This is a genomic window from Elioraea sp., assembly GCF_051860475.1.
In the GTDB taxonomy this organism is placed as follows: Bacteria; Pseudomonadota; Alphaproteobacteria; order Acetobacterales; family Acetobacteraceae; genus Elioraea.
The window spans coordinates 1-14,746 of record NZ_JBHYDW010000023.1 but is presented as its reverse complement, the minus strand read 5'-3'; the positions used below and the strand labels follow the sequence as shown (position 1 = coordinate 14,746).

Genomic DNA, 14,746 nt, shown 5'->3' with positions numbered 1-14,746 from the left:
TCAGACGACGCCCGCTGCCGCCAGCACGCGGTCGAGCAGCCGTTTCGTCGCCGGCACGCGCGGGTTGAGCGCATGACGCAGCGCGAGCATGCGCTGCGCCTGCGCGAGCCGGCCGCTGCGCAGCAGCGCGTCGATGAGGATCTGGTCGAACAGGTCGCGCTGGGCGTGGCTGCCGCCGATCTCGTGCATCCGCGGCAGGGTGGGCGAGAGGTCGCGCACGCAGGTTTCGGCGTCGCCGCGCGCATGCGCAGCGAGGGCGCGTGCCGCCGGCAGCGCGACCTCGGCCCAGGCGGCACGAGCCGCCGGATGGGCTGCGGCGGCGGTCGCGGCGATGCCGTCCAGCACCTCGGCGGCGGCAGGGTGCTCGGCGCGCGCGAGGCCGTACACCAGATGCAGGTCGATGAACGGCTCGACATGACGCTGCGCCGGCGTGGCGAGATGCGGCGCGAGCGCGGACCAACGCTCCCCGACATCGACGCCGAGCAGCTCCAGCCGCGCGAGCAGCGCCACCGCGCCGGCCTGGATCTGCCCCCACGATGTCTCGAGCGCCCAGACGCGCGCGTCGTAGAGCGTCAGCGCCTCGTCCGCGCGGTCGCGGTCGAGCAGGAACAGGCAGTAGTGCCACCAGTTGTGCGTGACGATGAACGGGTTGCGCCCCTCCCAGTACGGCGCGAGGTCGCGGAAGGTGTCAATCCCCTCGTCGGCGCGGTCGGTCGTCAGCAGCACATGCGCGAGCGCGTGATGCGCCCAGGCCTCGTCCGCGCGGAGCTCCATCGCCCGGCGCGCGCTCGCCTCGGCCTCGGCGAGCGCGTGGCACTGCTCGTGGCCGAAGGCGAGCATACCGTGCAGAGAGGCGACCTCGCGGTTGGCCTCGGCCGCGAGCGCGGGCAGGCGCAGGAGGGCGAGCGAGTCGCCGCGGTTCAGCGCGTGATAGGTGCCGAACTTCACCGCGACGAGATCGCGCGGGAAGTCGCGTGCGCTCTGCTCGCAGGCCGCGAGCGCGGTCGCGCTGTCGCCCGCTTCCCAGGCGCGCGCGGCAGCGATCGCGAGGCGCTCGCGCTCGGTCGCGGCCGTCGCCTCGGCGCGCGCGAGATAGCGCCCGGCCCGTGCGCGGCCCTTCTGCGTCTCGGTCAGCATCCAGAGCGCCGCCGCCCAGGCATTGGCGAGCGCGCAGGAGGGATCGGCCTCGGCCGCCTGCACGATCCGGCCGATCTCGGCGCGGTAGCCGAGGACGTCCTCGGCGAACGCATCGAGCGCGGCCATCGAGGCCGGATCGCCCGAGGCGGCGTAGCCGGTTGCGTCGTGCGCCATCAGTCGAGCCCCACCAACTGCCGCCACTCGGCCTCAGTGATCATCGGAATTCCGAGTTCACGAGCCTTCTCGGCCTTCGACCCCGCATCTGTTCCTACAACTACGAAATCAGTATTCGTGGACACGCTGTTCGTGACTCGTGCACCAAGGGCCTCGGTCGTGGCCTTGGCCGCCGGCCTTGTCATAGTGGATAGAGTTCCGGTGAATGCGACAGTCTTTCCCGATAGCGAACTGCTATGAGGCTTCGCGAAGGGCAACACCTTGATTTGATTCAGCAGGCGATCGACGATTCCACGATTGCCAGAATTAGTAAGAAATTGGAGTAAGGAGAAAGCGCGCCTTACGCCGAAATCTTGGATGCTAAATAGAGGAATAAGAAGTCCTTCCTCATCGTCGAAAAAAGACTCAAAGGAAGCGCTTATCCGTACCCAATTGAAATCTTCCGGTATGTTGTCATATTTGATCGCGAATCTCGTGATGAACTCCTTCAGAAAATCCGTCCAGCCCTCATGGGCTTCAGCACATGCTCGCTCTAGCTCAAGCGCAAGGCCCTCGTAGGAGTGAAATGCATCCAAAAGAGCGCTCTTCTGCTTCGAAGAGAGTGGAATCGAGTCGATCTGACGCAAGGTGCTGGAAGTCTTTTTCAAGGCCGACCAGCGTGTCAGGTCGCTACTTTTCTTAGGACCGATGCCCCGAACGTCTATAAAGTGCCTTCCAGCGTAACGCTCGCGCATGTACGCGGTACGAAAAAGCATACTTGCCTCTTCCCACTCATGTTCGAGAATTTCTATACTCCAGGTGAAATCGCCGATCATCATTGCAAGATGATCGGATGCGTAGCGCAGGGATTTGATCCACAGGGAAGAGCGCATCCTATGTATGCTGTCTATTGTATCTAGAAGATTAACGATATTTTCGAACTTCATTGCCACATTCTTCGATAGTTGTTCACCAATTTCTGGTATGCCCAAGGCTGCGAGAAATTTGTCGAATTGAACTTGGCGTCGAGATTCTATTGCGCCAAGCAATTTTGTAACGGAGGCGGGACCATATCCTTTCCACGTGCTGATAGGATTCGTGCTTTCCTTCTCGGCCCTCCAAAGTTCGAAGATATCAGAAATGTCCATGATGAGACCGTTCTCGTAAAAAAGAGCTATTTGCCTTTCGCCAAGACCTTCGATGTTCAACGCATCCCGTCGAACAAAATGAATGATAGATTCTAGTCGTTGAGCATCACAAGTCAGGCCACCAGTACATCTGCGGACGACGTCTTGCTTCCCAGTTCGAGAATCGATCGCACGCAATGCAGGACTCCCGCAGACTGGGCAGTGCGTCGGGAACACGAACGGAACGGCGTCCTTCGGCCGCTTCTCCTTCACGACGCCGACGATCTGCGGGATCACATCGCCGGCGCGCTGGATGATCACCGTGTCGCCGACGCGGATGTCCTTGCGCGCGATCTCGTCCTCGTTGTGCAGCGTGGCGTGACGCACCACCACGCCGCCGACATTCACCGGCTCCATCACCGCGCGCGGCGTCAGCGCGCCGGTGCGGCCGACCTGGATCTCGATCGCCAGCAGCCTGGTGGTCGCCTGCTCGGCCGGGAACTTCCACGCCACCGCCCAGCGCGGCGCGCGGCCGACGAAGCCGAGACGTGCCTGCCAGTCCAGCCGGTCGAGCTTGTAGACCACGCCGTCGATGTCGTAGGCGAGGCTCGCCCGCCGCTCCGCCATCTCGGCCTGGAACGCGGCCGCCTCCGCCTCGCTCGCGACCAGGCGCGAGATCGGGTTGGTGCGGAAGCCCCACGCCTTCAGCCGCGCCAGATACTCCCAGTGCGTCTCCGCCGGCGCCTCGCTCGCCGCGCCCATCGCATAGGCGATCAGACGCAGCGGCCGCGCGGCGGTGACGCGCGGATCGAGCTGGCGCACCGAGCCGGCGGCGGCGTTGCGCGGATTGGCCGGGATCACCACCGCCTCGCCGAGCTTCTCGCCGCGCGCGCGGCGGGCTTCCCGCTCGGCGGCGGCGTTCGCCTGGGCGTCGCGGAAGGCGAGGAAGTCGGCTTTCTCCATGTAGACCTCGCCGCGTACCTCGATACGCGCCGGGAACGTGCCCGCCAGGCGCTGCGGCAGGTCGGCGATCGTGCGCAGATTGGCGGTGACGTCCTCGCCCTCGACGCCGTCGCCGCGCGTCGCGCCGCGCACGAACACGCCGTCCTCGTAAGTAAGGCTGATCGACAGCCCGTCGATCTTCGGCTCGGCGACGAAACGCAGCCTCTCGTCGGCGGCCAGGCGCAGGAAGCGGCGGATGCGCGCGCAGAATTCGGCGAACTCGCCCGCGTCGAAGACGTTGTCGAGCGAGAGCATGGGCTCGCCGTGGCGGACCTTGGCGAAGGCCTCCGAGGGAGCGGTGCCGACGCGCTGGGAGGGGCTGTCGGCGCGCACCAGTGCCGGGAAGCGCGCCTCGATCGCGGCGTTGCGCGCCTCCAGCGCGTCGTACTCGGCGTCCGAGATTTCGGGCGCGTCCTTGCGGTAGTAGAGGTCGCGGTGATGCGCGATCTCGGCGGCGAGGGCCGCGAGCTCCTCCGCCGCCTCGTCCTCGCTCAGCGCCTCGACCGGCTTGCTGCGGAGCGTGCTCATGCCGCGTCAGCCAGTGCCGCGAAGGCGCGATCGATCAGGATCATGCCGGTGAAGTGCTCCGCCGCCTCGGCGCCGATGGCGCGGTAGAACGCGAAGGCCTCGTCGTCGCCGTCATCCACGCCCCACCACAGGCAGCCCGCGCCGCGTCGCTGCGCCTCCGCCGCCATCGCTGCCATCAGCGCGCGGCCAAGGCCGTACCGCCGCGCCTCGGGCGCGACGTACAGATCGACCACCATGAAGCACCCCGCGGCGCGTTCGGAGTCGTAGGTCGGACTCGCGGTGACGAAGCCCGCGACCGCGCTGTCGAGCGTGGCGACCCGAAGAACCGCCCATGGGGTGGGGGCGAGCAGGTCGCGCCGTACCGCCTCGGCGGTCATCGTCACGGGCGGCGCGTCGCGGCCGAGGCTGTTGATCGCGTTGAACAGTGCCGCCACCGCCTCGGCGTCCTCGGTCCGCGCCGGGCGAACGGCAACCCGTTCATGCTGAGCGCTCATCCTGACCTCGCGGCCAGTCGCGTCAGATGCTCGCCGTGGACGGCGAAGGCGCGCACGGGTTGCTCGATGTCGGCGAAGCGGCGATAGAAGCGGTGCGCCTCGGCGTTGCCGTCCTGCGCCACCCACCAGAGCGAGGTCCGGCCCGTTGCGATCGCGACGCGTGCCGCTGCGGCGAGCAGCGACGCCCCGATGCCGCGCCTGCGGGCGGGCGCAAGCACGAAGATGTCGGAGACATAGTACCCGTGACTGGCGTGGCCGCTCTCGAAGCTCGGCATCAGGGCGATGTAGCCGATCGCGCCCGTTTGGTCCTCGGCGATCAGTGCGAGCCCGGGCGCGTCGGCGTCAAGCCAGGCGCGATGCAGGTCCGCCTGCGTGGTACGATCGTCGGGATCGCCCTGCGTGCGCGCGAGGCCGCGCGCGAGCCGCAGCAGCGCGGGCGCGTCGGCCGCTCCCGCCCGGCGCACCGCGACAGCACTCACGACGTCCCTGCGAGCAGATCGGCGGCAGCAGCGCGCGCGGCCTCGGTGATGCGTTCGCCCGCCAGCATGCGCGCGATCTCCTCACGCCGTGCCGCTGGGTCCAGCGTCTCGACCCGCGTCAGCGTCATGCCCTTCGCCACGGCCTTGCTGACCCGCCAGTGTCCTGCGCCTTTCGCCGCGACCTGCGGCGAGTGCGTCACCACCAGCACTTGCAGCCCGCGCGCCAGCCGTGCGAGCCGCTCGCCCACCGCGGCCGCGGTCGCGCCACCGATCCCGGCATCCACTTCGTCGAACACCAGCGTCGGCACAGTGCTGCCCCGCGCGAGCACGACCTTCAGCGCGAGCATCAGCCGCGCGAGCTCGCCGCCGGAGGCCGAGCGGGCCAGCGGCGAGGGCGGCTGGCCCGGATTCATCGCCACCAGGAACTGCACGCGGTCGGCGCCGTCCGTGCCCCAGTCGGCCTCGTCGCGCGCGGCGATTTCGGTGATAAAGCGCGCCTTCTCCAGCCTGAGCGGGGGCAGTTCCTTCATCACCGCGCGGTCCAGCCGCTGCGCCGCCTCGCGCCGCGCGGACGACAGTGCGAGCGCCGCTGCACGATAGGTCTCGCGCGCGGCCTTCGCTGCTGCTGCGAGCCCGCCGACCCGTTCTTCGCCCGCATCGAGTGCGGCGAGCCGGTCGTTCAGTTCGGCGAGCAGGGCTGGCAGCTCAGCGACCGAGGTCTGGTGCTTGCGTGCCGCCGCCCGCAGCGCGAATAGCCGCTCCTCGGCCTCCTCGAGCGCGCGCGGATCGGGGCCGACATCGGCGAGCAGCCGATCAAGCATCGTCTCGGCATCGGCGACGCTGTCCTGCGCTGCGCTGAGCGCGGCGAGCACCGATGCGAGGTCGTCAGCCGGCGAGAGCCGCTCCAGCGCGCGCACGGCGTTGCGCAGCGCGAAGGCGACACCGCGATGGCGCGTCAGTTCGTCGCGCGCGGTGGCGATCGCCTCGGCGCGCTTCTCGTTCTGCTGCATCCGCCGCCGTGTCCCGTCCAGCCGCGTCTCCTCGTCCGGCTCCGGGCCGAGCTTCGTCAGTTCGGCGACCGCATGGCGCAGCCAATCCTCCTCGCGCCGCGCGGCCGCGATCGCGGCCTCGGCGTCCGCCCGCGCGCGCTCGGCCGCACGCCACGCGCCATGTGCGCCGGCCAGCCGCGCGCGGTCGGGTTCGAGCCCGCCAAAGGCGTCAAGCAGGCCGAGATGGGTCGCGGGATCGGCGAGCCCCACCTGCGCGAACTGGCCCTGAACCTCGACCAACGTCTCGCCGAGCCGCCGCAGCAAGGTGACGCTCACCGGCTCGTCGTTGATGAAGGCGCGGCTGCGGCCGTCGGCCTGCACGAGACGGCGCAGCGTCAGTGGCGTTTCCATGGGCAGGCCATGCTCGGCAAGCAGGGCTGAGGCGGCGTGGCCAGCGGGCGGCTCGAACGCGGCCGTGACGACCGCCTGTGGCGCGCCCGTGCGCACCAGTCCGGCCTCGGCGCGCGCGCCGAGCGCCAGTCCGAGACTGTCCAGCAGGATCGACTTGCCTGCCCCGGTCTCGCCGGTCAGCACGGTCAGGCCCGGGCCGAGCGAGAGATCGAGGCGGTCGATCAGCACCACGTCGCGGATCGAGACAGCAACCAGCATCCGTGCCGTGCCGCCGTGCGTGCGCTCAGAAGATCGCCGACCACCACCGCGCGAGCATGCCCGGCCGGTCGCGCTCGGCCGGCTCGGCACCGGGGACGAGCAGGGCGTAGCTGTCCTGGTACCAGGGCGAGCCCGGGAAGTTGTGGCCAAGCACCGCTGCGGTGCGCCGCGCCTCCTCGGTGAGCCCCAGCGTGAGATAGGATTCGGTCAGGCGGTGCAGCGCCTCGGCGACATGGTTCGTGGTCTGGAATTCTTCGACCACGCGGCGGAACCGGTTGATCGCCGCCAGGTGCAGCCGCTGGCGCTGGTACCAACGCCCGATCACCATCTCCTTGCCGGCAAGGTGGTCACGTGCGAGGTCGATCTTCAGCCGCGCGTCACGGCCGTAGGGCGTATCGGGAAAGCGGTTCACGACCTCCGTCAGCGCTGCGAGCGCCTGCTGGGTCAGGCGCTGGTCGCGCTCCACATCGGCGATCTGCTCGTAGTACGACAGCGCCCGCAGGTAGTAGGCGTAGGCGATGTTGGGGTTGGCGGGATGGAGACGAATGAATCGGTCGAGCGCACCGATAGCCTCGGTGTAGTTGCTGCGCATGTACTCGGCATAGGCCGCCATCAGCTTGGCGTTGACGGCCCAGGACGAGTAGGGATGCTGGCGCTCCACTTCGTCGAACAGCGCGACCGATCGGGCATATTCCCGCCCCTCCAGCGCATCCGCCGCGTCGTTGTAGATCGACTCCACGGGCCGGTCGCGCGTGATCAGCGGATCGTCCGCGGCATCGCGCCCACCGCAGGCCACCGCGAGCGGCAGGATCAGGGCCAGGACGGCCAAGGGGCGTCGGCGCGGCATCGGCGCGGGGCACGTTCCGGAACTCACGGGCTGCCGCTTATACCACCAGAGCCGGGGCGTCGAGAGCGCCGCGACCGAAGCTGCGGCCGCGTGCGGCGTCCGATCAGACCGGTGCTGCCGCCGCGGCGGCGAGCGGGGCGGAGGCACCGTCGCGCACCGACGCCCCGGGCAGCGCGTCCACCACACGATAGTTCGCGGGATCGGCGAACAACGCGCGCAGGGCGAGGTTGTTCAGCCGGTGTCCTGCACGGCGCGCCACCACCTTGCCGCGCAGCCTCGGGCCCGCGAGCGCCAGATCGCCCACCGTGTCGAGCAGCTTGTGCCGGACGAACTCGTCCGCGTAGCGCAGCCCGCCTGCGTTCAGCACCCGCGCCCCACGCAGCACGATCGCATTCGCGAGGCTGCCGCCGAGGGCAAGCCCGGCCTGGCGCAGCGCCTCGATCTCCTCGGCGAAGCCGAAGGTGCGCGCCCGCGCGAGCTCGGTCTTGAACACGTTCGGCGCAAGGCGAACCGCACGGGACTGTCGGCGGATCGCGGCCGAGGCGAACTCGATCTCCATCTCGAGGCCGAGCCACGGCGACCCATCGGGCAGCAGCGTCATCGACGCATCGCCATCCTCAACGCGCACGGGGCGGAGGATCTCGATCGCACGGCGCGGGGCATCCTGCAGCGCGGGCCCGGCGCACTCGATCAGGAACACGAAGGGTGCGGCCGAGCCGTCCATCACCGGGATCTCCGGCCCGTCCACCTCAATGACGGCATTGTCGATCCCGCTTCCGGCGAGTGCCGCCAACACATGCTCCACCGTGCCCACCATTGCGTCCTGCCGGCCCGGCAGGCCGAGCACGGTGCAGCGACGGGTGTCCACGACATGATCCCAGCGGGCCGGAATCGCCACCGGACCACCAGGGAGGCCCGTGCGGACGACGACGATGCCACTGCCCTCGGGCGCCGGGCGCAGGGTGAGCGCAAGCTTGCGGCCCGAATGCAGCCCGATGCCGGTGCAGCCGATCGGCGCCTTCAGCGTACGCTGCACGGGCAGCGAGGCCTCGGTCATCCAATCCTGCGGGGTAATCTGCACGGCCGATGGGTCTCCAGGGAGGCGCGATTCGGGTCTTTCCGTACCGCAACACGAACGCACCGTATGCGCCCGACTCCCGGGTCTCAAGTCAACCTTCGTTTCTCCGTGTATCACCGAATGCCCTGATTTTTCCACATTTTCGCCCATGCAGGGCCGAGATCGAAACCCGTTCGGCAGACGAAGAAAAACCGGCCCGCGTGCCGTCCGGGCATGCGGGCCGGTGCTGGGGATACGCGCCGTGTCAGTTGGCCTGGCGACGCAGGAAGGCGGGGATGTCGAGCCCTGCCTCGTCCGCATGCGCCTGCCGGGGTGTGGCCCGCGGCACCGGCTCGCTGACCGGCGACAGGATCGGCTCCGCCCGCTGGGCGGAGGGCGCGGTCCGCGGCGTCGGTTCCGTCTCGCCGCCGCCCATCAGCCGCGTCATCCGCTGAAACAGCCCGCGCCCGATCGCCCCGGCCGGCGCAGGCGACGGGGCAGGGGGTGGCTGCGGCCGGGGCTCGGCCTCGAGCGGTGTGAACAGGGTGCGCGTCGGCTCGGCTGCGGGTGGCGGCTCCACCGCGGCGACAGGCTCCGCCGGCGGCGTCGCCATGGCGGCGATTGGCGCGGGCTCCGGCTGCATCACCGTGTTGCCGACCACCACCTGTGCGGGCGGGACGACCATCGGTGCGGACGGCGGCGGCGCGACCGGCCGCGCCACCGCCGCGCCGGCGACCGCGACCAACGACGGGCGCGGTCGGGCCGCAGCGGCGGCTTCCATCCCGGTCGCGACCACCGAGACGCGGATGCGCCCCGCCATGTCCTCGTCGATCGAGGAGCCGAAGATGATGTTCGCCTCCTCGTCGCCCACCTCCTTGCGGATCCGGTTCGCCGCCTCGTCCACCTCGAACAGCGTCATGTCGGGCCCGCCGGTGATGTTGATCAGCACCCCCTTCGCCCCCTTCATCGAGGCCTCCTCGAGCAGAGGATTGCTGATCGCGCTCTCGGCGGAGCGGGTCGCGCGGTCATCGCCGTCAGCCTCGCCGGTGCCCATCATCGCCTTGCCCATCTCGGCCATCACCGAGCGGATGTCGGCGAAGTCGAGGTTGACGAGGCCCGGATGAACGATCAGGTCGGTGACGCCGCGCACGCCCATGTAGAGGACGTTGTCGGCCATCTTGAACGCCTCGGCGAAGGTGGTCTTGTCGTTTGCGAGACGGAACAGGTTCTGGTTCGGGATCACGATCAGCGTATCGACGTACTGCTGCAGCTCCTCGATGCCGGAATCGGCCGAGCGCCGCCGCTTCAGCCCCTCGAACTCGAACGGCTTGGTCACCACGCCTACCGTGAGGATGCCGCGCTCGCGCGCGACGCGCGCCACCACCGGCGCGGCGCCCGTGCCCGTGCCGCCCCCCATGCCGGCGGTGATGAACACCATGTGCGCGCCCGAGAGATGCCCCGCAATCTCCTCCACTGCCTCCTCGGCCGCACCGCGCCCGACCTCGGGCCGGCCCCCGGCGCCGAGTCCCTGGGTCAGGTGCGGACCGAGCTGGATCTTGCGGTCCGCGCGGCTGGTGAGCAGGCTCTGCGCGTCGGTGTTGGCGACGATGAACTCCACCCCGTCGAGCGACGAGGCGATCATGTTGTTCACCGCGTTGCAGCCGCCGCCGCCGACACCGATCACGGTGATGCGCGGCTGGAAGTCGTTCATCGCCTGCTGTGGAACGGTCAGGGTGATGGCCATGGGGTGGTCTCCTCGGTGGCGCGTCGGGGTTCGGCGTTGCGGGTGCCGCGCATGGGTCAGAGCCTCTCGCGCAGCCAGGTGAACAGGCGCCGGGCCGGGCCCGGCGGCCCGGAATGGCCCGCGGGGGCGAGATCGCGGGCGATCTGGCCTTCGGTCGCGGCCCAGATCAGCAGGCCCACCGGGCCGGCGAAGGCGGGGCCGGCGGCACTGTCGGGCAGGCCGCGCAGCACGGGCGGGCGGCCAAGCCGGACCTGCTTGTCGAGCACATGGGCGGCGAGCTCGCGCACGCCGATCAGCTGCGAGGCGCCGCCGGTCAGCACCACGCGGCGGCCCGCAAGGCGACCCAGGCCCGCGTCGTCGAGCCGCGCGCGCACGAGCTCGAAGGTCTCCTCGAGCCGCGGCCGGATGATGCCGACCAGCATCGAGCGCGGCACCTTGGCGATCGCGTGGTCGTCCTCGCCGACCAGCGGCACCGGCAGGAGCTCACGGTCGTCCTCGGGTGAGGCGCCTGTGGAGCCGTGCAGCGTCTTCATCCGTTCGGCGTGCGCGATGGTGGTCGAGAGCCCGCGCGCGACGTCGTTGGTGACGTGGTGTCCGCCCACGGGGATGACGTCGGTGTGCTGGAGATGCCCGTCGGCGAACACGGCGAGACTGGTGGTGCCGCCGCCCAGGTCCACCACGGTGACGCCGAGTTCGCGCTCGTCATCGACCAGGGTCGCGAGCCCGCTCGCGAACGGGGCAGCCACGAGCGACTCGATCTCGAGATCGCAGCGCGCGAAGCAGGCGGCGAGGTTGCGCAGCGTGCCGACGGCAGCGTCCACCACGTGCAGACGTGCGGCGAGCGTCTCGCACACCATGCCGCGCGGATCGCGCACGCCCGATGTGCCATCCACCGCATAGCCGAGCGGGATCGCGTGCACGACCTCGCGGCCCTCGGCATAGGCGCGACCGCGGCCCTCGGCGACGATCCGGCGGAGCTCGTTGTCACCCACCGCGTTGCCGTGCATCGGCATCTGCACGTTGAAGTGGCGGCTCTCCGGCTGGCCGCAGGAGAGCGTCACGATCAGCTCGCGCGCCTGCAGGTCCGCCTGCTCCTCGGCTTGGGCGACCGCGGCACGGATCGCCGCCTCCGCCTGGTCGAGATCGACCACGGAGCCCGCGCGCACGCCGCGCGAGCGCTGATGCCCGACCGAGAGCACGCGCAGCGCGCCGTCGCTCTCCACCCGGCCGATCAGGCAGGTGATCTTGCTTGACCCGACATCGAGTACCGAGATCGGACCCGAGCGGCCGCGGTAGCGCCCGCGGGGAGTCGCCGGCTGCACCGGCGCGGCCTCGAACCCGCCAAGCGGCCGGCGCGGGATCTCGTTCATCCGCGCGTCCTCCGCTGCGGCGCCTGCTCCGGCTGCTCGGGCTGCTCGGGTGGCAGCGGCGCGGGGCGCAGCACCATCCGGTCGGGCAGGCGCAGATCGACCGCGACGAGTTGGCGGTCGAGCACCTGGTTCTCCTGGTGCAGCGCGACGAGGCGTTCGAGTGCCGCCGCCTCGTGTCCTTCCGGCAGCAGCACGTCCGCACCGGAGACAAGGCGGAGGTTCCAGCGCCGCTGGTTCACGCGCACCGCCGCGGTGACGCGCCGCAGCACCTCGGGGTACATCGCCAGGACGCCCAGCAGGGTGCCGGCTTCGCTCGCCGCCCCCTCGCCGACGACGAGCGGCAGATCGGCGAAGCGTTCAACCGCGTCGCGCACGATGATGCGCCCGGCCCGGTCAACCAGCGCGAAGCGGCCGCGATTCTGCCAGATCGCGAAGGGCGTGCGCTCCTCGATCACAAGATGCACGTGGCCGGGGAAGCGGCGCTGCACGCTCGCGCGCTCGACCCAGGGAAGGGCTTCCAGCCCAGCGCGGATCGTACCCGGCGAGAGGCCAAGCATCGGCTGGCCCTGGGCAAGTCCTGAAGCGGCGAGGATCTCCGCCGCGTCGGCGTTCATCCGTCCCTCGACTGTGACACGCGCGACGGTCAGCCCGCCGGACGCCGAGGCGGCAACGATGCGGTCCTGCACCGTCTCGGCGAGCCGCGCCGGCAGGCCCGACCACCAGGCCAGCGCGCCGACGCCGAACGCCACGAGCGCGATCGCGGCGAGCACCGCGGGTCGTGCGAACCGGCGCGCACGGCGGAGCCAGAGCCGCAGCCGGCCTGGGCGACGCGGTTCTGTGCGTGCGCTCAGGCGCCGCATCGCGCCTGCTCCACCATCCAGGCGCAGAGCGCGGGGAAGGGTATGCCGAGATGTGCCGCCTGCTCGGGCAGCAGGCTGGTCGGGGTCAGCCCGGGCTGGGTATTCACCTCCAGCAGCACGAGCTGGCCCGGCTCGCCTTCAGTGTCGTCGTAGCGGAGATCGGCGCGTGTCGCACCGCGGCAGCCCAGCGCCTGATGCGCGCGCAGGGCGATGTCGAGTGCTGATTCATAGGCATCCGCGTGCATGCGCGCGGGCAGCACGTGGCGGGAGCCGCCCGTCGCGTACTTGCTCTCGTAGTCGTAGAAGGACCCGGCCGCGGCGATGATGTCGGTGACGGCGAGCGCGCGGTCGCCCATCACGCCGACCGTCAGCTCGCGGCCGGGGATGTAGGTCTCGGCCATCGCGTGCGCGCCGTAGCGCCAGTTGCGCGCGATCTCGGCGCGGCGGTTGTCGCCGTTGCGCACGATCTCCACGCCGACCGACGAGCCCTCGTTCACGGGCTTGACGACATAGGGCGTGGGCAGCGGGTGAGCCTCGGTGAACTCCTCGCGCGTGACCAGAAGGTGCCGCGTGATCGGCAGGCCAGCCGCCGCGAAGATCGACTTCGCCGCCGCCTTGTCCATCGCCAGCGCTGAGGCGCGCACGCCCGAATGCGTGTAGGGAATCTCCAGCCAGTCCAGGATGCCCTGGACGCAGCCGTCCTCCCCGAAGCGGCCGTGCAGCGCGTTGAAGGCGACGTCGGGACGCGCGCCGTTGAGCGCGCTGATCAGCGCGCCGAGATCGCGCGTCACCTCGACCGGGACCACCTCGAACCCGGCCTCGCGCAGCGCCGGGATCACCTTCTGGCCGGAGGCGAGGCTCACCTCGCGCTCGGCGGAGATGCCGCCATAGAGCACTGCGACGCGGCTCATGGCGCGACCCCCGTGAGCCCGCCTGCCGGGATGCCGATGCGGCGGATCTCCCACTCCAGCGTCACGCCGGTCGCGGCATGCACGCGCCTTCGCACCTCCTCGCCGAGCCCCTCGATGTCGGCGGCCGTCGCGCCGCCCAGGTTGAGCAGGAAGTTGCAGTGCTTCTCGCTCACCTGCGCACGTCCGCGCGCGAGCCCGCGGCAGCCGGCGGCGTCGATCAGTTCCCAGGCCTTGGCATCCTCGGGGTTCTTGAAGGTCGAGCCGCCGGTGCGCGCGCGGGTCGGCTGGGTTGCCTCGCGCGCGCTGCGGATGCGCGCCATCTCGGCCGCGATCGTCGCGCGGTCGCCCGGGCGGGCGCGCAAGCGCGCGCGCGTGACGATCGCGCCGGGCGGCAGGCGGGCGCTGCGATAGGCGAAGGCGAGCGCGACCGCGTCCAGCCGGACGCGCTGTCCGTCGCGCGTGACGATCTCCGCCCAGTCGAGCACGTCCTTGACCTCGTTGCCGTAGGCGCCCGCGTTCATCGCCACCGCGCCGCCGACGCTGCCTGGGATGCCGGACAGGAAGGCGAGTCCGTCGAGCCCGGCCTCGGCCGCCGTCTCGGCGACCGTGACGTCGAGCGCGGCCGCGCCGGCGATCACGCCGTCCGGCTCGACCGCGATCGCGCCGAAGCCGCGCGCAAGCCGCACGACGACGCCGGGCACGCCCCTGTCACGCACGATCAGGTTCGACCCAGCACCGATCACCGTCACTGGCACGGCCGGATCGAGTGCGGCGAGGAACGACGCGAGATCCACCTCGTCCGCAGGACGGAACAGCACCTCGGCCGGTCCGCCGACGCGGAACCAGGTGAACGGCCCGATCGGCGCCTCGGCAGCGAGCCGGCCGCGGACCTGCGGCAGACGCTCGATCAGGTGAGGGTGGCGCGCGGCGGGCATCATGCGCTGCCACCATTGGCGCGGCGCGGAATCGCAGCCTGAAGTGCTGCGAGTTCGCCCGGCAGCGCATTCGCCCAGTTGGTGATGGACCCGGCGCCGAGGCAGACCACGTAGTCGCCCGGCCTGGTGATCGCGTGCACCATCTCGGCGAGCTGCGACGGGTCGGGCAGAGCGACGACGCTGCGATGCCCGCGCGCGATCACCCCCTCCACCAGCGCGTCGCGATCCACGCCTGGGATCGGCTGCTCACCCGCGGGATAGACATCGGCGACGATCACCGTCGCCGCGTCGTTCATGCAGGTGCAGAACTCCTCGAACAGCGACTGGAGTCGCGTGTAGCGATGCGGCTGCACCACCGCGATCACCTCGCGCGCGCCGGCCTGGCGTGCGGCCTTCAGCACCGCGGCGATCTCCACCGGATGGTGGCCGTAGTCGTCGATCACG

13 protein-coding genes are annotated in these 14,746 nt (G+C 70.4%); all 13 read right to left on the bottom strand.

The genetic code is table 11. From position 1 onward, the window contains the following. Nucleotides 1-1,311, bottom strand: a complete 1,311-nt coding sequence (locus tag ACTIFU_RS06625; protein ID WP_439577506.1) for a tetratricopeptide repeat protein — start codon at nt 1,309-1,311, stop codon at nt 1-3. After that, a complete protein-coding gene (gene ligA, locus ACTIFU_RS06620; protein WP_439577505.1) occupies nt 1,311-3,947 on the bottom strand; it encodes an NAD-dependent DNA ligase LigA in 2,637 nt (878 codons plus the stop codon). Before ligA ends, ACTIFU_RS06625 begins: the two co-directional genes overlap by 1 nt. Further along, the gene (locus tag ACTIFU_RS06615; RefSeq protein ID WP_439577504.1) at nt 3,944-4,441 is read right to left on the bottom strand and encodes a GNAT family N-acetyltransferase; all 498 of its coding nucleotides are present in this window, start codon (nt 4,439-4,441) and stop codon (nt 3,944-3,946) included. The genes ligA and ACTIFU_RS06615 overlap by 4 nt, the downstream gene beginning before the upstream one ends. Continuing rightward, on the bottom strand, nt 4,438-4,920 hold the full coding sequence (locus ACTIFU_RS06610) for a GNAT family N-acetyltransferase (protein ID WP_439577503.1): 483 nt from the start codon (nt 4,918-4,920) through the stop codon (nt 4,438-4,440). Before ACTIFU_RS06610 ends, ACTIFU_RS06615 begins: the two co-directional genes overlap by 4 nt. Then, complete coding sequence (gene recN / locus ACTIFU_RS06605) at nt 4,917-6,578, bottom strand: DNA repair protein RecN (protein ID WP_439577502.1); 1,662 nt, start codon at nt 6,576-6,578, stop codon at nt 4,917-4,919. Before recN ends, ACTIFU_RS06610 begins: the two co-directional genes overlap by 4 nt. Before the next feature lie 25 nt (nt 6,579-6,603). Beyond that, the gene (locus ACTIFU_RS06600) at nt 6,604-7,425 is read right to left on the bottom strand and encodes an outer membrane protein assembly factor BamD (RefSeq protein WP_439577501.1); all 822 of its coding nucleotides are present in this window, start codon (nt 7,423-7,425) and stop codon (nt 6,604-6,606) included. Between the two features lie 103 nt (nt 7,426-7,528). Continuing rightward, the gene (lpxC, locus tag ACTIFU_RS06595; RefSeq protein WP_439577500.1) at nt 7,529-8,482 is read right to left on the bottom strand and encodes a UDP-3-O-acyl-N-acetylglucosamine deacetylase; all 954 of its coding nucleotides are present in this window, start codon (nt 8,480-8,482) and stop codon (nt 7,529-7,531) included. A gap of 265 nt (nt 8,483-8,747) precedes the next feature. Beyond that, entirely contained in the window at nt 8,748-10,226 is a 1,479-nt protein-coding gene (ftsZ, locus tag ACTIFU_RS06590) for a cell division protein FtsZ (protein WP_439577499.1), read from the bottom strand. A gap of 56 nt (nt 10,227-10,282) precedes the next feature. Next, nucleotides 10,283-11,596, bottom strand: coding sequence for a cell division protein FtsA (gene ftsA, locus ACTIFU_RS06585; RefSeq protein ID WP_439577498.1), 1,314 nt, complete (start codon nt 11,594-11,596; stop codon nt 10,283-10,285). Beyond that, nucleotides 11,593-12,456 carry a cell division protein FtsQ/DivIB gene (locus ACTIFU_RS06580; protein WP_439577497.1) on the bottom strand — a complete coding sequence of 288 codons (864 nt, stop codon included), beginning with the start codon at nt 12,454-12,456 and terminating at the stop codon, nt 11,593-11,595. Before ACTIFU_RS06580 ends, ftsA begins: the two co-directional genes overlap by 4 nt. Then, nucleotides 12,444-13,367, bottom strand: a complete 924-nt coding sequence (locus ACTIFU_RS06575) for a D-alanine--D-alanine ligase (protein WP_439577496.1) — start codon at nt 13,365-13,367, stop codon at nt 12,444-12,446. Before ACTIFU_RS06575 ends, ACTIFU_RS06580 begins: the two co-directional genes overlap by 13 nt. Continuing rightward, nucleotides 13,364-14,302, bottom strand: a complete 939-nt coding sequence (murB, locus tag ACTIFU_RS06570; RefSeq protein ID WP_439577526.1) for a UDP-N-acetylmuramate dehydrogenase — start codon at nt 14,300-14,302, stop codon at nt 13,364-13,366. The genes ACTIFU_RS06575 and murB overlap by 4 nt, the downstream gene beginning before the upstream one ends. Further along, nucleotides 14,302-14,746, bottom strand: a 445-nt coding sequence (locus ACTIFU_RS06565) for a glutamate ligase domain-containing protein (RefSeq protein WP_439577495.1), incomplete at its 5' end; no start/stop codon positions are given. The genes murB and ACTIFU_RS06565, both read right to left, overlap by 1 nt.